Origin of the sequence: Paenibacillus sp. J2TS4 (genome assembly GCF_018403245.1) — a bacterium.
Taxonomy (GTDB): Bacteria; Bacillota; Bacilli; order Paenibacillales; family NBRC-103111; genus Paenibacillus_L.
The window spans coordinates 23256-40695 of sequence record NZ_BOSH01000023.1; the positions used below are offsets into that span (position 1 = coordinate 23256).

A 17440-nucleotide genomic window follows, 5' to 3' on the forward strand; every position below is an offset into this window, starting at 1 on the left:
TAGTCCGTGTACTTGTGTAAACCAGCTTCTTTGATAGAAAATAAGGAGAGGGGTGATGGGATGCGGACCCCAGCAATGGAGGATCACCTCGAGCAAATTTATTTGCTATCCAGAGCAACAGGCTTTACCAGAGTTTCAGACGTAGCTGAAGCCCTGTCCATTAATGATTCTTCCGCATCCAAAATGGCACAGAAGCTAGGAAAAAACGGATACATTCTCTATAAGAAGTATGGCCGGATTTGGTTAACGGATAAAGGCCTTCGAGTGGGCCGGCAATTGTATAATAGACATCAATTATTGGAGGAATTTTTGCACCTCATTGGTGTTCCGGAAGATCAGGTTCATTCAGAAGTGGAACAGATCGAGTATCACTTCAGTTGGAGTACCATCAACCGTATTCAAGGACTTGTCCGTTTTCTGGAAGAACAGCCATCCGTCATGAAAGAATTTCGTAAGAAACAATTGCTTTAGCATAAGAAACTTGCAAAAACTTTAAAATGATATGGAAATGATCCTATCTGGGAAACGGGGCGCTTCTACGATCAAGAGAGAGTAGAAGCGTCCCTTATTTGAATTTCTTCCCAGACATGCACCTTAGCAAGCTTTCCTCACATCAAGTCGCAAATGCATCTTGATAATAATCATGTTAAGATTTCAATTAATTGGAGATTTTTGTTGCTGAAAGGGTAAACATATAAAGTACGAGTATATTAGATCATCCTGTATAAGAGGAGGACAATGCTTATGGAATACCGTGTGGAAAAGGATACTCTCGGCGAGATCCGAGTGCCTGCCGATAAGCTGTGGGCCGCTCAAACTCAGCGAAGCTTTGAAAATTTCCGGATCGGCACGGAAACGATGCCTATCGAGCTTATTCGTGCATTTGCGATTCTCAAAAAAAGTGCGGCTCTCGCCAACGAACAGCTGGGCAAGCTGGCCGCTGACAAAGCGAAGGCGATCGTCGCCGCAGCCGAGGAAATCATTCAAGGGCAATGGAATGAGCATTTCCCGCTGGTCGTCTGGCAAACCGGCAGCGGCACCCAATCCAACATGAATGTGAACGAGGTCATCGCCAATCGCGCCAATCAGCTGCTGTCCCAAGGAGGCAGCGAGCTTAGAGTACATCCCAACGATGATGTCAACCATTCTCAAAGCTCCAACGATACGTTCCCGACCGCTATGCATATGGCGGCTTTAACCGCTACCCAGGATCAAGTGCTGCCGGCAGCAGAGCAATTAAAGGCCACCTTGCAGAGCAAAAGCGAGCAGTTCCAGGATATTATCAAAATCGGAAGAACCCACCTGCAGGATGCCACCCCATTGACGCTCGGTCAAGAGATCAGCGGCTGGTGCCGCATGCTGGACAAAACGACGGCTATGATCCGTTCCAGTGCGGAATCTCTAAGGGAACTGGCCATTGGCGGAACCGCGGTCGGCACCGGAATTAACGCCCATCCGAAATTCGGGGAGACAGTCGCCCGGGAAATCAGCAGGCTGACGGGCACAAGCTTCGTCTCCGCAGCCAACAAATTCCACGCCCTGACCAGCCACGATGAAATCGTATATGTTCATGGCGCGTTGAAGGCACTGGCGGCCGACCTGATGAAAATAGCCAACGACGTCCGTTGGTTGGCGAGCGGTCCGCGAAGCGGAATCGGGGAGATCATCATTCCGGCGAACGAGCCGGGAAGCTCGATTATGCCCGGCAAGGTCAATCCGACCCAAAGCGAAGCTTTGACGATGGTCGTCTGCCAAGTGATGGGCAACGATGCGGCGATCGGATTTGCGGCCAGCCAGGGGAACTTCGAGCTGAACGTGTTCAAGCCGGTCATTATCTACAACTTCCTGCAGTCCGCCCGTCTGCTGGCGGACGCTATGCGATCCTTCAATGACCGTTGTGCGGTTGGCATAGAGCCTAATCCAACCGTCATCCAAGGTCACTTGGAGAAATCGCTCATGCTGGTGACGGCGTTGAACCCCCACGTCGGATACGAAAAAGCTGCCTCCATCGCCAAGCTCGCCCATCGGGAAGGGCTGACGCTTAAAGAAGCGGCCTTGCGCAGCAAGCTGCTGACAGAGGAAGAGTTCGACCGCATGGTGCAGCCGGAGCATATGATTCATCCGCGGGAGGAAGACTAGCCGGGAGGTATTCTCTGGATCCTTTCCGTGTCAATCCTCGTTCGCCCGCTCTTTTTCTATAAGAATGAGGTTAGCTTCTCTTTTCGTCAGCTTTGACAAATCGTAAGCTTTCCCTGTTTCCTGCCCATACTGACGGATCGCTTCTTGTTGACTTGCGGTGGCCGGTTGATTGCGGATCCTCAGGGATGGATTGCGGAGTATCGGCTGGCCCCGCAGCTGGTTCCGCTGCCGGGTCCGCAGCGGGGTTCCACCCGCCTTTCCATAATAAAGCCCCTCCCCCGGCAATTATAACAACAGCCAAAAGAGCAATCACGATCCGAGACTTGGACATCGGCCTACCTCCTCATTTGGTTCATGAAAAAACCCCTCTAAGCAAGACTCTGGAGTTAATGATCCAGTCCTCCCTAAAGGGGCAAAGCGGCAAGTATGGTCCCCGCCGGCAACTAGCTGTCCGAAGGCCAGGGACTTCTGTTAATTCTAGTATACCAGAGAGAAAGTTCCGTTAATATGAGTCAAGTATCTAATATTGCTGGCTTCCTTCATCAGCGAAGCCGGAAGTCCTTTCAGGCGAGTTTGGTTGCCGCCGATCGTTCCGATCGCGTCTTTTCTGCCCAAGCTGGCCAAGGTTCCGGAGAAGACCGGCTGAAATTCCTTCATCGGCGCTTCTTTGAAGTAAGCGAATAGGTTGTAACCGACGGTTTCCCCCATTTGCCATGCAATCTGAGCGCTTGGCGGATATGGACGACCTTCCGGCCCCATGACCACTGCACTGTCTCCTGCCAGGAATACATCCGGATGAGAGGTCGATTGCAGGAAGTCGTTAACGGTAGCCCGGCCGCGGTTAACTTCGATGCCCGAGTTGGCCACAACCGTATTGCCGGTCACTCCGCCTGTCCAGACCATCGTATTCGTTTCGATCGTGGTGCCATCCTTCAGGATGACGTTCTTGCCTTGAACCTCTGTCACCGCAACGCCGGTCAAGATGTTCACTCCGCGCTTCTCCAGGCTGGTTTTGGCGCGTTCCACCAGCTCAGGTGCAAATCCAGGCAGGATCGAAGGAGCGGCTTCTACGCAATAGAGCTTAATATCTTTAAAATCGACGCCTTTGCGGAGACACATTTCGGGAAGTGTGTCTACCATTTCACCGATAAGCTCGATACCGGATAGACCGCCTCCCCCGATAACGAAGGTAGCATCCGCTTGATTCTTCGTTCGGCTGTACTCGTCCACGCATGCTTCCACATGGGCGCGAATCCGGTTGGCATCCTCCACCGATTTGAGCGTAAAGCTGTTCTCTTGCAGGCCGGGAATGCCGAAGAATGCCGTTTCACTGCCCAGCGCGATAACAAGTGCATCGTAGTCCAATGTAAGGCCGCCGGCTAAGGAAACCTTTTTTTGCTCCAGATCAATATTATTGACCATATCGATTCTCAAATCGACGTCTTTGCCGCGGAGAAGCTTCTCCAGAGGCAGCGCCACGTTCTTCTCGTTCAAGCCGCCAACGGCCAGACGATGAAGCTCTGTGACGATTTGGTGGGAACCATTACGATTGACAACTGTAATGGAAGCTTCTTCAGCCGAAATATATTTTCTGGCAGTAAGGGCTGTAAGCAATCCGCCGTATCCGCCGCCTAATATTAAAACCTGCTTAGCCATGGTTCATCCTCCATTCTTATTTTGTTTCCGTAACCGATTCACCTTTTTGGCGCTCAGCCATAACCTCCAGGAACGCTTGGGCAAAACGGAACGTTTTTTGAACTTGCGGGTCTTTAAGCATTTTGAGCAGTCCGAACAGCCCAATGGTCGTCGTCTCCGACTGGGCCCGGTCACTGGCTTCAATGGCAGCGGATGCGATTCCTTTGGCTTTATCCTGAATAGGCTTCACAAACTCGCCTAATCCGCCCTTCAAATCTTCAATAAGCACACGGTCCGTAGCTACCGATTGAGCGACGTCGTACGCCTTGGTCATCAGAGTGACCATCTCTGCCAATTTGGGCAGCTGCTCCACCAATTCCGTGAGCGATTTTTGAACCTCGGGCTTCATCAACTGATCGAGCACATCCAATTCTCCGCGTACAGCCGCCGAATTGGTTTCGTTTGCCGAATTTTGCGCTGGTGTTTCAGACATGAGTAAACGGCCTCCTTTGCTTGAAATCTTCCATAATATTTGGCTTATTGCTTTGCTGGTGCGATAATCCGTGATGACGCTTACCTTACTTTCCTCTGGTTGATGATTGGGACTGAGACTTATGGAAATAGTTGTGATAAATTTCACAACTTGAGAAAAGGATATAGTCTATAACGGATCTTATGTTTGTATTGTAATCCTTTTGTGAAGAAACTGCAAAAACATTTTTTAACACCAATTTGTTAATTTTAGCGCTTTAAATGTCGTTTGCTGTCATAAGCTTGCCTATTCTTCCGTTTGCCCGTTTGAGGTCGTCCTACGAGCCGTTAACCTACAGATTCTCCACCGCCGTGGGACAGTTTTCTTGTTCCTTCCGTAACAAAGCTTCCTTCATCTCCAAGCCGCCCCGGTATCCGGTCAAAGCTCCGCTCTTCCCGATGACCCGATGACACGGCACGACGATTAGAATCGGGTTGGCCCCGTTCGCGGCGCCGACGGCACGTACCGATCTGGGCCTGTCAATCCGCTTGGCAATATCTGAATACGAAAGCGTCTGCCCGTATGGAATCTCGGTCAGGGCGTTCCAAACCGAGACTTGAAAGGGAGTACCATAAAGATCCAGAGGCATAGTAAAAGTGGTTCTTCTCCCTTGAAAATACTCCTCGAATTGCCGCGTATAAGGCTTAAGCGCCGCTTCATCCTGCAACAATCGGGAGCCGGGAATGCGAGTCTCCGCCCACCGGATCAAGTCCTCCAATGTCCGGCTTGCGGATTCCGCGTAACATAGCCCTTGGGAAGTCGCGGCCATATACATCGGCCATTGCTCATGTTGAAATAAAGTCCAATATACGTTCTTATCGTTCATCTTTTCCCCCATCCTCTCTCCTTTGCTGAATGTCGGCGTTCAGAGCGGTTCGCTGCCGGTAATTCGTCGGCGTTAGGCCGGTTCTTTTATGAAACAGGGTCGCAAAATGGGCGGCATTGGGAATCCCGACCGCCAATGCGACTTCGGTAATCGTTTTATTCGTGGAAGCCAGATCGTCCATCGCTTTCGCTATTCGAACCTGCTGAATATATTCGGCAGGCGACATCTTCATGACCCTCTTGAAGGTCCGCTGCAGATGATAAGGACTGCCATGGAATTTATCCGCAAGCATGTCCAGGGTCCAAGCTTCGGTATAGTTCTTCTCTATCCACTGCGCGATCTGCTCCACCCATTCTTCATCGGGAAGCCGCATTCCATCCGGCTTACATCTTTTGCAAGGCCGGAAGCCTTCTGACAGAGCCTCCTCAGCATATGTGAAAATCTTGACATGATCTTTATTAGGGACCCTCGATTTGCAGGAGGGGCGGCAGAAGATCCCTGTCGTCTTCACGGCATAATAAAATTTCCCGTCATAAGACGAATCATTCTGAACGATAGCCCTCCATTTTTCTTCGCTTATCCCTGCTACTTCCGCCGAACTCCCGGTGCATGCATCCGGCCGATCATTCCGATCGGTCTCGCCCTTCCTATCTGTCACGAGATCACCTCCAACAACAATATACCCTTAATCGCCCGATCAAGTAACCCTATATGGAATGTAAAAGCAAGATTACAAAAGCCATCAGGAAGCCGCTTGTGGTACAACTATAGTAGTGGGATTCATGGAAACCACTCTGAAAATTAGCCATCATTGTCATCATCTGATGGTGCCGCTTCAGCGGCATGGGAGTCTAAATGGATTTCATACAGCTAATTTGCCCCTCTAGGGCGAAATAGGAAGAACTAAGTGGAAATCCCCATCTATTTTGTGCAAAAAGGGCGCTATCAACAAAAAACCTCGATTCTAGCTGCATTTTTTCCAGTTCGTTTAGTCACTTTCCGCCATTCGCTTGAATTTACCTACACAAAATACAGTTAGATCTTCGGCAATAAAGATCACCGTGGATGGCTTGGAACCGGCAAGAGGTCTCCCAAGTGGCATCAACAAGGTGATGCACCTAGAAGTCATCATGGCGAGTCATCATGGCTTGTCACTAAGGCATCTTAAATTGGAGGAATAATCATATGAAGCGTGAGGAAGAATCGGGGAGGACCGAGGCGGCTGCAACACCCGCACAGCGGCAAATACAGCTAGTCGTCCCGCAGCCCTTCAGCTTTACCGAAACATTAGGTTACTTATCCCGTTCGCCTAACGAGTGTATGTTTCGTATCGATAACGGTAAACTATACAGTCACATTCCGGTAACAGACGAACGGAGCGGCCCTGTGATCGAAATCAGCGGAGAGCAGGATGGCTCTCTCGTCATTACATTTTTGGAAGAGAACGTTCCCTCCAAGTCAAGCAGAGACGCGATAGCCCGATATGTTCATGAGTGGTTTGATTTGGATACGGATCTGGCTCCTTTTTACGAAATGGCCGCGGACGATGCCTTACTGAACAAGGTCATCCGCCGATTTTACGGCCTTCGTCTTGTGGGCATCCCCGATCTGTTCGAGGCTCTTTGCTGGGGAATTATCGGGCAGCAGATTAATTTAACCTTTGCCTACACGTTAAAACGACGTTTCGTGGAATCGTTCGGACAGCATGTAGAGCGGAACGGGGTCAAATATTGGAGCTTCCCTTCCCCGGCTGCTATTGCAGACTTGTCGGTGGATGACCTGACCCAACTACAGCTGACCGCCAAAAAATCTGAATATTTGCTTGGCGTGGCCCAATTAATGGCCGAAGGAAAGCTGGCCAAGAAGCAGCTTCTGGAGGCGGAAAGCTGCCAGGCCGCCGAACAGCAACTGATCGCCATCCGGGGAATTGGCCCGTGGACCGCTAATTATGTCTTAATGAGATGCCTTCGCTTTCCCTCCGCCTTTCCTATTGCCGATGTCGGATTGCATAATGCCATCCGGCATCTGATGGGACTGGATAATAAACCGTCGCTTGAAGAAATCCGAAGGCTGGGCTCCACGTGGGCCGGCTGGGAGTCTTATGCCACCTTCTACTTATGGAGAAGTATTTATTAAACCGAGCCAGGTCCAATACGGAACGCACAGAATCGCGACGAGCAGGACGGCTGCGGCATAGCCTAACGCTACCAGTTGTCCCTGCCGATGGCTGAATGCCTTTCCTTCCACACTGTAATAAGCCGTCAAGTAGGTGGGCGACTGATAGGAGAAGAAAAAAGGATCGGTCGACAATAAAATGACGAAAACCAGAATCCATGGATGAATCCCCGCCTGCTCCGCCAGCGGAAGCAAAGCCACGACCAGAATAATAACCGACGGATCATCCCGGACAATTAAAGGAGATATTATAGTTATTGAAATCGATGGAAATACGTAGGATCCAAGAAACGAAGTGGATTTTCAAGCGTATCAGACAGGGACGTTATTATTCTAATCAATGGCCTCCCAGATAAGAGCGCCATCTGTCTGCCCGCAACCACCCAAGTCTATTGCTGCCCATGCTGGGCATACAGTAGTAAACCCCACCTAGCACACGGCCAAGCGGGGTTATTTGTTTACCCATCATCAACCAGCAAATCTCGCCATCTCCAAAAATGGCTTCCCTGGGCAATAATGAGTTTTTCTAGCCAATCACTTAAGCTAATGTTAAATCTGTATGTTGCTCTGGTAAAAAGTTCCGTTGGATCTTGAAAAATAAGATACATGTTTTTCTTTGCTGAAGTATCTAAATAGAAAATATCGCCACAATAGGCACCGATAGGTATCCAGTAATCGGGAGGAGTGACCAAATTATAATCGTCAAAAATCTCATCAACGCTATAAAAATGGTAACCACCACCGTACTTTCCATCAAATAATCTGAATCCATTACTGTAGTTCAGTAAATCTAGATATTCCTGCGGCAATTTCTTCGTTGTTAATTCTGACAAGCGCAAGATATCTTTATTCAATGCAGGACTATTAAAGGTGCATGTAACCTCTTCGACTAAACCATCTTCATACTGGATTAATAGTTTTCCATCCGTAAGCCGTTCTTTTAATGCGTTTATAGTTTTCTCTATTGATGGCACGATAACCTCCAATCAATAATTAGTCCACCAGCTGTTTACTACTGTTCTATGGAATGATACAGGCAACGGAATAAGGTTAGAAGGTATATTAGTACCTCCATATTTTCTTGGTTTAATATGATGAATCTCATACTGAGAACCGACATGTATCGGATATGGAGGTGTACCGTAAGTTTTATGGTACCACGTTATATATTCAGTGCGTTCTTTTGTACCCCAACTAACTCTTTGGCTAGCTGGAACTTCCGGCCAATCGGCTCTGTCCGGCTCATACATGCTGATTCTAGAGTGCGAGTCTTGCCATGTTGGGTACAATGCTGCCTTTTTATTATAGAGGTACGGGTCAGAAAGAGAACTATGTTTTGACATTGGCAAACCTAAATAATTGATTGTTGCGTCAAAACCACCTTGCCAAAAATCGGTGCGTCCACCTGCTGTAACTGAAGCGGTTTGACCGACATTTCTAAGTGTATGACTATTCGTTCCTCGTTTAGTTTTCGCTCCATATTTCAATGGTCCTGAAGCCAAGTACGTGTTGATTGAAATAGAGGTAGGTTTCGTTCCAGTATACCATGCATATGTTGCAGTATAGGTAAGATTCATGGAAGTAGTATTATTATAGACTTCATATGTTATGGTTACTGAGTTGAGGTCAGCTGGGGCTGCTCCAAGAGAAGCTAAGTCAAGATACTCTTCCAATGAAAGTGTTTTGTGATTTGAAGTATCCGTGATAATAACTTCAATACCCTCAAAAGTATGTTCAAAAATTTCTTCTAAAAAGGTATCATCATCTTCTGTAATATTATATTGTATTGCCTTTTGTTCATCAATATCATTCGTACCCGGATACGAGATACTCATGGTTCTAATCCAGCGAGTTGGATCGTTGAACCGCCCCTCTTAATCTTCGCTTGAAGGTCGTTGACATCGATACAAATGGTTCTTCCCAGTTTAGCATGACTATTTACTGCCAATCATTGTAGTAGAACCCTGAAGGACGGTTATTCTTGGCACTTAAACCATTTGACAAGAGGGGCACGGTGTCCTGTTTCTTTTGCGAAAAAAATAGCAACTTTTTATGACAAAGAAACCTTGATTTGATGCGGTTTTTCTTCTTTTTAAGAGGCTACTTTCCCAATCCTGTTTAATCCCTCAATATAATTATTGGCAAATAATCCCTTGAAAAACGTGATAAGTTAGCTCGTAGAACTGTCTATATATTTGAGTCCCTTAATTGGTTATTATCTCCTAAAGAATAATACATATTTTTTAATAATTAGTATAAAAGAATCATTTTTTGGATAAAAAGAGAATTTTATTCAATTTTGGATAATTCATACAGTGTTCAAATACATTTATGAAAGGATGGATTAGTGTGAAGAGCTTTACAAAGGTAGCTGCATGTCTTACGTTATGTCTGACACTAATTACGGGAGGAGGAATTGCAAAAGCGGATAATGTTGCACTAACAGAACAACAGAAACAGGAAATTATTGAGGGTTATCAGTATAATCAGAAAGTTATTGACTTACTCCCCGAAAGAGAATTGCAGAAATTACACGAAAATCTGAAAAGAGTTGACGCATCTAGTAAAGATGAAAAGTATATAAAAATTGAGTATGATTTTTCTGATCCAGACAAACCTAAAGCAACGTCGAAAGTTGCAACTAAGCAAGAATATGCAGAATTTCTGATAATGGAGGAAGAGCTTTCTTTAATGAGTGATGGTAGAGGATGTGGAAACAATCCTGGGTATGACTGTGTAATAGGTACTCCTGATTGGTTAAAGCTGGAGACATGGATAACTAAGTATACAGACGATACCGGGATGGTTTCAATGCGTTGGGAATGGTTGAAAGAACCGTTCTATAATCTTATTGACGTAATGTCTATTGGGCTTAATTCTGGATGGTCACCTGTGCCTACTACAGAATATGGCATATATAAGTATTGGGTAACTACGGGATGGGTAAATACCGAATGGTATACAGCACATAAACGTGATGTTGGAGGGTATGCTTTTAAATTTGATTTGGATAATACACACAGAACAAACGAAGGATATATGCGCTATGATATTGTTAAAAATAATTCAAGCTCAACTGTTGCCGATGCTTATAGCCACTATGCTCATCAAGAAAGAGTTTGGGGTATTGATCCCTCAATAACGATTCCCTGGGGAGGAGGGCTTACACTTTCGTCACAGGAGGATTTTGATATATTACAAGGACACGCTCAATTGAGATGGTAAATATTAAAAGGCAGGGAGAATTTCCCCCTGCCTTTTGTTTAAAAAAGAATTTTAGGATATAAATCCCGAATAAAAAAAGGAGTTAATTATGAAAAATGCAACTAAGATCTTGAGTGCCGTGTTAATTCTATTACTTCTTTTTAACGTATACCAACTAATTAAATGTTCAACTTCTCCCTACGATCAAAATAGCATCGATCAAAATTATAAGGTAGAAATTGGCAGAATATCCGGTGGTATAGAAGATGTAAACGATATAGACTACACCGGCTATTTGTTAGCAATAGAACACGCTTCAAAGGCAAGTGCTCTTTCCCAATTAACTTCTTATCACAAGAAATCTCCTGATACCACTAGTCGTGTCAGTGAAATAAATGTCATGTTAAGAGATCTTCATAATAACAAAAAGGCACCAAAGAATAAGGAAGAACTACTTAACCTAATTCAAAAGTTTTCTTCTGACCCCACTGATCAAAAAATACTAAACGAAATTTTCGTTTTATTGCAAGAAAGTTTAAATTCTTGAAGTTTTGGAGAAAACACAATATGTGCGCATACGGAGTAATTCCCCGCTTGGCCATGTGGCTGGGCCCGGGATTTGGTGGCTCCGGATCCTGCAGAATCTTCATTGCATACGGAGTGCTAGAAAGCGAAGGATTTTGCAACCTGGTTCCTTAAAGGAATTGGGTGTAATTGGAATAAAGCTGCCCCTCAAATTGGGGGGGACAGGTAAGGGGATGAAATTTCGTTCCCCTTACTCCAATCCAAAATTGATATTGTGATGTCTTTTAAAGACATGGCAAACATCGAAGATAGTAGCTGCCATTATGTCGTTTTTCGGAACGGAATGAGAGTTATTCTTTAGTTCAACATATTTATACAAAATACGTTATAGTTATTTCCTATAAACGCAATATGATTTATATATTTCAATAATGAGATCCGGAAGACTAGAATGAAATCAACCTTATTCTCCGAGGAGGCTAATGATATGGATCCATCTGTTAAAAAACTGTTCGATGCCGGGGCAAAAGACTACGACTGGCAGAGGAAAAATTTGATTCCATGCTATGATGATTTTTACGGGACGGCCTTGTCTTTGGTAGAGAGCGCTGATCCTTCCCCTCGTATTCTGGATCTGGGCGCAGGGACCGGGCTGTTATCCGGTCTCGTTCTGCAGAAGTACCCGCAGGCTCAGCTGACCCTCATCGATTTCAGCGATCCGATGCTGGATAAAGCCCGCCAGAGATTCAGCCCTTCAGCGAGCAATGTTCAGTATATTGCAGCCGACTATTCCGATTATGCTTTTACTGAATGCTACGATTTCATAATCTCTTCGCTATCCATTCATCATCTGCCCCATGCCGGCAAAAGAAAATTGTTTGCGAACGTGTATCATGCACTGCGGGATGGCGGAGTATTCGTCAATGCCGACCAAGCGCGGGGCCCCACTCCCGAAACGGATGCCTACTATAAGCGGCGCTGGATGGCTTCTGTTCGCGCGAGCGGTCTTGCGCAGGAAATGATCGACGCCTCGGTGGAAAGAAGAAAGCACGACATCAACGCCTCGGTAGAGGAGCAAATCCGATGGATGGAGGAAGCCGGCTTTAACGAGGTGGACTGCATGTACAAAAATCTGGAATTCGCCGTTTTCTATGGAAAAAAAGCACGCTGATCCCCTGCTATCGTTTAATACCGACTCTTCCCGTCATCCGCACGCGCACCTCTCCAGGTGCGCGTGCGGCGTTGACAGTGGAGGGTCAGATCAGCAGGTCATCAGGCCAACTATATTCTGTCATCCCCTGGACGGTCCGGGAGCATTCGTTCATTCTTCGCGTGATCCATTTCCTCTCCCGCAAACATCGTAAAATCACTATATATTTTAGTATATTACCACATTGTACGTATCCGTCTAAGCATCCATAATGAAGAGAACATCGAGAAGGAAAGCCGTTAACAAGATGAGGTGAGCTTAAATCCCAATAAGGAAAGGAGAGCAAGCACAGTTGAGAAATTTTCCTGTATGCGTTTCCAAACCATTGGTTTGGCTGTTATGCGGTACGGCCGTATTGACCGGTTGCACGGGGAACCCGCCTCCTGGGGGAAAAACAGCGGCAGACAAAAAGAACGTTTCGGCTCCGGGGACGTTTCCGATTGTGGATGAGAAAATCACGATCAAGCTGTTCACGAAGCAGGACCCGAAAGTGGAGGATTACGCCACTAACGAGTTCACCCAATGGTATGAAGAGAAGACCAACATTCATATCGATTGGCAAACGGTACCGGTGTCGGCATTGGCCGAGAAGCTGCAGGTGACGTTGGCCGGCGGCGATTTGCCGGAGGTGATTATGACCGCAGGGCTTACCCCAAGCCAATTGGTAGCCTATGGAAGCCAAGGCTTATTCCTTCCGCTTAACGACTTGATTGACCAGTATGCCCCTAACATTGAGAAAATGATGGAGCAGGTTCCGGAATCAAGGAAGTATCTATATGCGCCGGATGGCAACATATACGGGCTGCCCCGGTATTCGGAGAACGTCCACACGTCCATGCCGAAGAAATTATGGATCAATCAGAAGTGGCTGGACAATCTCGGCCTGCAAATGCCGCAAACGACGGAAGAATTCTACAACGTATTGAAAGCGTTTAAAACCCAAGATCCGAATGGAAACGGCAAAGCTGACGAGATTCCCTTTGCCGGCGCGACCCAGGATAATAACGAGCCCGAATCTTTTATCATGCAATCGTTCCTATTCTTCGACAGGGATACCTATGTCATGGTGGAGGATGACAAGATCGTTTTTACCGGAGATAGCGATGGTTATAAGGAAGGGCTTAAGTATTTGAGGAAGCTGATCCAAGAGGAACTGCTTTCGCCGGAATCTTTCACCCAGGATCGCAAAGCATTGACCGCTTTATCGGAAGCGCAGGAAGGCTCGCGTTTAGGTGCGGCGCCGGGCCTGATATGGACCCAGTTCTCGGTCAACAACTCCCCTCTCGGGCGGGACAAAGACTTCGTTCCCGTACCTATTCTGGCCGGTCCGGATGGTAAACGATACGGCTTCGATAAAGGGGAAAGCGCCATTCCTGCAGAATTTGTCATTACGAAAAATGCCAAAAATCCGGAAGCGGCCATTCGCTGGATCGATTTTTTTTACGATTCGTCCCAAATGCTGGAGACCGGCATGAGCCCGTCTTACGGCATAGAAGGCGTTCACTGGGAGAAGATAGAGCCGGGCAAATTCGGTTTGGACGGAGTCACACCCGCAGAATTCCGGATTTTGGTACAGCCGGGGACACCGGGCAATTATTACTGGAATCAGACCGTTCCCAGCTCCAGCACGGTAAAATCGATGTACCGCTACGAAGTCACACCCGAAATGGACAGCGAGGTCATTCTTTATAATACGACTAAAGATCTGTACAAACCGTATTCCATGCTGGATAAAAAGCTGCCGTTCCTCTATTTCATGCCTGAAGATTTAGCCAAGTATGGAGATTTGCAAAAAAATATAGTCGGCGTCGTTCGCCAGTTCATGCTTAAATTTGTAACAGGAAATCTCGATATCGATAAAGATTGGGATAAGTACATTCAAGAGCTGAATAATGCCGGACTGAAGCAGTATTTGGAAATTCTGCAGGAAACTTACGATAAGAACAAGGAGTAAATTCGGGGGGTGGAGGGGTGAATGCGGTAAGGCGCAAGCAAGTTTGGGACAATTGGCAACTTTACGTGCTGATCTTTCTGCCCTTTGTGTACGTTGTCGTTTTTCATTACATGCCGATGTACGGATTGCTGATCGCTTTTAAAAACTACAGCCTTGCCAAAGGGATATGGGGCAGCGATTGGACAGGACTTTCCCATTTTGCACGATTTTTCGGCTCCTACGACTTTGTCGTTGTGCTTAAGAATACTTTGGCACTGAGCCTTTACAATTTGGGGATCGGGTTTCCCGCACCGATCATCCTGGCGCTATCGCTCAATTATTTAAGGAACCGCCGGTTCAAAAAAGTGGTACAGATGGTTACCTACGCTCCCCATTTCATTTCGGTCGTCGTATTGGTCGGTATTGTCGTTCAACTGCTGTCGGTTCATACGGGAATTATCAATCAGATGATCGAGGCGATTTCCGGTAAGCCCATTAATTTTCTCGGAGAGCCGGTCTATTTCAAATCCATCTACGTCTGGTCCGGAATCTGGCAGCAAATCGGCTGGGGATCGATTATTTATTTGGCGGCCTTATCGGGAATTGATCCGCATCTGCATGAAGCGGCCGTCATGGATGGCGCCAGTAAATTTCAGCGCATATGGCATATCGATATTGCGGGAATCATGCCCACGATCGTCGTCCTGCTCATTCTGGAAGTCGGCCAGATCATGAACATAGGCTTCCAGAAAGTGCTGCTGCTGCAAAATCAATTGAACCTGGAAGCTTCGGAAGTGATTGACACTTACGTGTATAAAGTGGGCATTATCTCGGGAATTCCCAACTATTCTTACGCCACTGCCATAGGGCTGTTTAAATCTGTGATCGGATTGATTCTTATAGTGTCGGTGAACAAATTAGCCAGAAAAGTAAGCGACACAAGCCTATGGTAAGCCCGAAGGAGAGATGAGCCTTGATCGAAAACCGGCTGATCAAAGAAACGGGGCTGGATAAGCTATTCACCGTTGCCAACTACCTGTTCGCCAGCATCCTTCTGCTGGTGGTGATATACCCTCTTGTGTTCGTGCTCAGCGCCTCGTTCAGTTCACCTGAGTCACTTATGGGAGGGAAAGTATGGCTTTTTCCCGTAGATATCGGTCTGGCCGGATATAAAGCCGTGTTCGAATACAAAAGCGTCTGGATCGGCTATTCCAACAGTTTATTGTACACTGTGGCGGGGACGGTCATCAATGTGGTCATGACGATCGCAGCGGCTTACCCGCTTTCGCGCAAAGATTTTTACGGCGGAAGAACGATCATGCTGATCTTTGCCTTTACGATGATATTTTCGGGAGGGCTCATCCCCAATTATTTGCTCGTGAAAGAGCTTGGGCTGTTGAACACCCGCTGGGCGCTGCTTATTCCGAACGCCATGAGCATCTTTAATGTCGTCGTGATGATGAGCTTTTTCCGCAGCAACATTCCTGCTGAATTGCTGGAATCGGCCAAGATGGACGGATGCAGCAACTTCCGGTTTTTGCTCAGCATCGTCCTGCCGCTGTCCGGTGCGGTCATTGCCGTTATTACGCTCTTCTATGCGGTTGGGCATTGGAACAGCTTCTTCGACGCGCTGCTCTATTTATCCGACAAGAACAAATTTCCGTTACAAATCTATTTGCGGGAAATATTGCTGTTAAATACGACGAGCGATATTACACTGAATGTGCATGAGGAAAGTAAAAATTTCTACTTAAGCGAATTATTGAAATATTCGCTGATTATTCTTTCCAGCTTGCCGATGATCGTGCTGTACCCTTTTGTACAAAAATATTTTGTTAAAGGTGTAATGGTCGGATCGCTCAAAGGGTAATCCGCCATTCCCGGATACATAAACCATAATCATGGAGGGATAAATGATGAAAGCATTACTGGTCGGCATTGGAGGATTTGGTTCCGGATGGTACCGGAGGCTTCGCAATCAATACAGTGAGCTGCTGCTGGCGGTTGCCGATACGGATGAAAACAAGCGGGCTAAGGTGGAAGAAGACGGAATTCCTTTCTATACCTCAGTACAAGAAGCGATTGAGAAGGAACGACCCGATGTGCTGCTCAATGTCACTCCGCCGCATATCCACAAGGAAATCAACCATATCGCATTTGATCATGGAATTCCCGTCTTTTGTGAAAAGCCGATTGCGGACAACTACGAGGATGCCATCGCGATGGTCGAAAGAGCGGAGAAAGAAAACATTCCGTTCATGATCGCCGAAAACTACCGCGCTTTCCCGTTTGTCCGAAAGTTAAGAAAGCTCATCGAGGACGGTGAAATCGGCAGCATCCTTACGGTCGACGGGGTTTTCTACCGTTACAGCGAAACGGCTCATCCGGATAAAACCGCTATTCTGGAAGGGCTGATCGTCCATCATTTCGATCTGATCCGCTACTTGACGGGGCGGGAGATTGGCAAAGTATTCGCAGCATTCCGCCATAGCCTGAATATCGTCATGGAACTGCAAGCAGGCATTACGGCCACCTTCCGGTGCTCTGTCCGATCGAAGGGCAAGCATACCGATTGGGCCGGCAATTGGCGGATCGAAGGCGAGCAAGGCTGTCTTGAACTGATAGACAATCAAATTCATCTGACGAAAGACGGAACCACCACGTTGATTGACGATTTTAGCGATGTCCCTGCTCCAGGACCGTTTACGGAATTTCTACAGGCACTCGAGGAGCAGAGAGAGCCGGAGACAAGCGCCAAGGATTACTTGAAAAACCAGGCGCTCGCACATTATTGCAGGGAATCCATCACTACGAATCAAACGATCGACACTTCAGCGAGTTGGGGGTATGGTCCGATGATTGTCCGCAATTTTTACGATATGGAATTCGGTCAGCCATCCGTCAGCCATCACGGGAAAGGAATGACCCGGGGGAAAAGATTGTATTCCCGCGAAGATTTCGATACGCCGATTATGTTCCTCGGCTACGGGGAAATCCCTCCAGGGGCTTCCATCGGCTATCACGGTCACCGGGAGGACGAAGAGGTATATATTATCCTGGAAGGGACCGGATTAATGACCGTCAACGGCGAGACGCGGCAGGTCAAAGCCGGAGATGTCATCCTGAACAAGCCTTGGTGGAAGCACGGGTTGGAAAATAACAGCGATCAACCGATCCGGACCCTTATTTTCGAAGTGTTAAAGGAGTCCGCTGGAAAGTAACGGCCTGAATGATTTAAGGGCTTAATGATTTAAGGGCTGA

18 protein-coding genes are annotated in these 17440 nt (G+C 47.1%); 10 read left to right on the forward strand and 8 right to left on the reverse strand.

All coding sequences use genetic code 11. From position 1 onward, the window contains the following. The first annotated feature begins 60 nt into the window (after nucleotides 1–60). Together mntR and fumC are read left to right on the forward strand one after the other, a co-directional pair. Nucleotides 61–471: a transcriptional regulator MntR gene (mntR, locus tag KJS69_RS27960; protein WP_213587325.1), complete on the forward strand. Its 411-nt coding sequence runs from the start codon at nucleotides 61–63 to the stop codon at nucleotides 469–471. 273 nt (nucleotides 472–744) lie between these two features. Next, the gene (gene fumC / locus KJS69_RS27965; RefSeq protein WP_213587327.1) at nucleotides 745–2139 is read left to right on the forward strand and encodes a class II fumarate hydratase; all 1395 of its coding nucleotides are present in this window, start codon (nucleotides 745–747) and stop codon (nucleotides 2137–2139) included. Nucleotides 2140–2209: 70 nt separating this feature from the next. Here fumC and KJS69_RS27970 read toward each other — a convergent pair whose 3' ends face one another. The 5 genes from KJS69_RS27970 to KJS69_RS27990 form a co-directional block, all read right to left on the reverse strand. Next, the gene (locus KJS69_RS27970; RefSeq protein ID WP_213587329.1) at nucleotides 2210–2470 is read right to left on the reverse strand and encodes a hypothetical protein; all 261 of its coding nucleotides are present in this window, start codon (nucleotides 2468–2470) and stop codon (nucleotides 2210–2212) included. Between the two features lie 146 nt (nucleotides 2471–2616). Next, the gene (locus KJS69_RS27975) at nucleotides 2617–3795 is read right to left on the reverse strand and encodes an NAD(P)/FAD-dependent oxidoreductase (RefSeq protein WP_213587331.1); all 1179 of its coding nucleotides are present in this window, start codon (nucleotides 3793–3795) and stop codon (nucleotides 2617–2619) included. 16 nt (nucleotides 3796–3811) lie between these two features. Next, the gene (locus tag KJS69_RS27980) at nucleotides 3812–4267 is read right to left on the reverse strand and encodes a DUF1641 domain-containing protein (RefSeq protein WP_213587333.1); all 456 of its coding nucleotides are present in this window, start codon (nucleotides 4265–4267) and stop codon (nucleotides 3812–3814) included. Nucleotides 4268–4598: 331 nt separating this feature from the next. Continuing rightward, on the reverse strand, nucleotides 4599–5132 hold the full coding sequence (locus KJS69_RS27985; RefSeq protein ID WP_213587335.1) for a methylated-DNA--[protein]-cysteine S-methyltransferase: 534 nt from the start codon (nucleotides 5130–5132) through the stop codon (nucleotides 4599–4601). Then, nucleotides 5122–5712 (reverse strand): bifunctional transcriptional activator/DNA repair enzyme AdaA, encoded by a 591-nt coding sequence (locus KJS69_RS27990; protein WP_213587386.1) that lies wholly within the window; start codon nucleotides 5710–5712, stop codon nucleotides 5122–5124. Before KJS69_RS27990 ends, KJS69_RS27985 begins: the two co-directional genes overlap by 11 nt. Nucleotides 5713–6317: 605 nt before the next feature. Between KJS69_RS27990 and KJS69_RS27995 the strand changes: the two genes are divergently transcribed. Next, on the forward strand, nucleotides 6318–7268 hold the full coding sequence (locus KJS69_RS27995; RefSeq protein ID WP_213587337.1) for a DNA-3-methyladenine glycosylase family protein: 951 nt from the start codon (nucleotides 6318–6320) through the stop codon (nucleotides 7266–7268). Here KJS69_RS27995 and KJS69_RS28000 read toward each other — a convergent pair. From KJS69_RS28000 to KJS69_RS28010, 3 genes are all read right to left on the reverse strand, one after another. Beyond that, a complete protein-coding gene (locus KJS69_RS28000) occupies nucleotides 7248–7508 on the reverse strand; it encodes a hypothetical protein (RefSeq protein ID WP_213587339.1) in 261 nt (86 codons plus the stop codon). The two genes, KJS69_RS27995 and KJS69_RS28000, sit on opposite strands and share 21 nt — an antisense overlap. 257 nt (nucleotides 7509–7765) lie before the next feature. Beyond that, nucleotides 7766–8281 (reverse strand): SMI1/KNR4 family protein, encoded by a 516-nt coding sequence (locus KJS69_RS28005; protein WP_213587341.1) that lies wholly within the window; start codon nucleotides 8279–8281, stop codon nucleotides 7766–7768. A 12-nt stretch (nucleotides 8282–8293) separates the two neighbouring features. Continuing rightward, entirely contained in the window at nucleotides 8294–9142 is an 849-nt protein-coding gene (locus KJS69_RS28010; RefSeq protein ID WP_213587343.1) for an HNH endonuclease signature motif containing protein, read from the reverse strand. Between the two features lie 514 nt (nucleotides 9143–9656). On the opposite strand from KJS69_RS28010, the gene KJS69_RS28015 reads away from it, so the two are divergent. From KJS69_RS28015 to KJS69_RS28045, 7 genes are all read left to right on the forward strand, one after another. Next, the gene (locus KJS69_RS28015; protein ID WP_213587345.1) at nucleotides 9657–10532 is read left to right on the forward strand and encodes a hypothetical protein; all 876 of its coding nucleotides are present in this window, start codon (nucleotides 9657–9659) and stop codon (nucleotides 10530–10532) included. Nucleotides 10533–10620: 88 nt separating this feature from the next. Beyond that, nucleotides 10621–11058, forward strand: coding sequence for a hypothetical protein (locus KJS69_RS28020; RefSeq protein WP_213587347.1), 438 nt, complete (start codon nucleotides 10621–10623; stop codon nucleotides 11056–11058). 465 nt (nucleotides 11059–11523) lie between these two features. Beyond that, nucleotides 11524–12207 (forward strand): class I SAM-dependent methyltransferase, encoded by a 684-nt coding sequence (locus KJS69_RS28025; RefSeq protein WP_213587349.1) that lies wholly within the window; start codon nucleotides 11524–11526, stop codon nucleotides 12205–12207. Nucleotides 12208–12538: 331 nt separating this feature from the next. Continuing rightward, a complete protein-coding gene (locus KJS69_RS28030) occupies nucleotides 12539–14200 on the forward strand; it encodes an extracellular solute-binding protein (protein ID WP_213587351.1) in 1662 nt (553 codons plus the stop codon). A 17-nt stretch (nucleotides 14201–14217) separates the two neighbouring features. Further along, nucleotides 14218–15132, forward strand: coding sequence for an ABC transporter permease (locus tag KJS69_RS28035; RefSeq protein ID WP_213587353.1), 915 nt, complete (start codon nucleotides 14218–14220; stop codon nucleotides 15130–15132). 23 nt (nucleotides 15133–15155) lie between these two features. Then, complete coding sequence (locus tag KJS69_RS28040; RefSeq protein ID WP_213587388.1) at nucleotides 15156–16049, forward strand: carbohydrate ABC transporter permease; 894 nt, start codon at nucleotides 15156–15158, stop codon at nucleotides 16047–16049. Nucleotides 16050–16092: 43 nt separating this feature from the next. Further along, a complete protein-coding gene (locus KJS69_RS28045) occupies nucleotides 16093–17400 on the forward strand; it encodes a Gfo/Idh/MocA family oxidoreductase (protein WP_213587355.1) in 1308 nt (435 codons plus the stop codon). Nucleotides 17401–17440 lie beyond the last annotated feature (40 nt).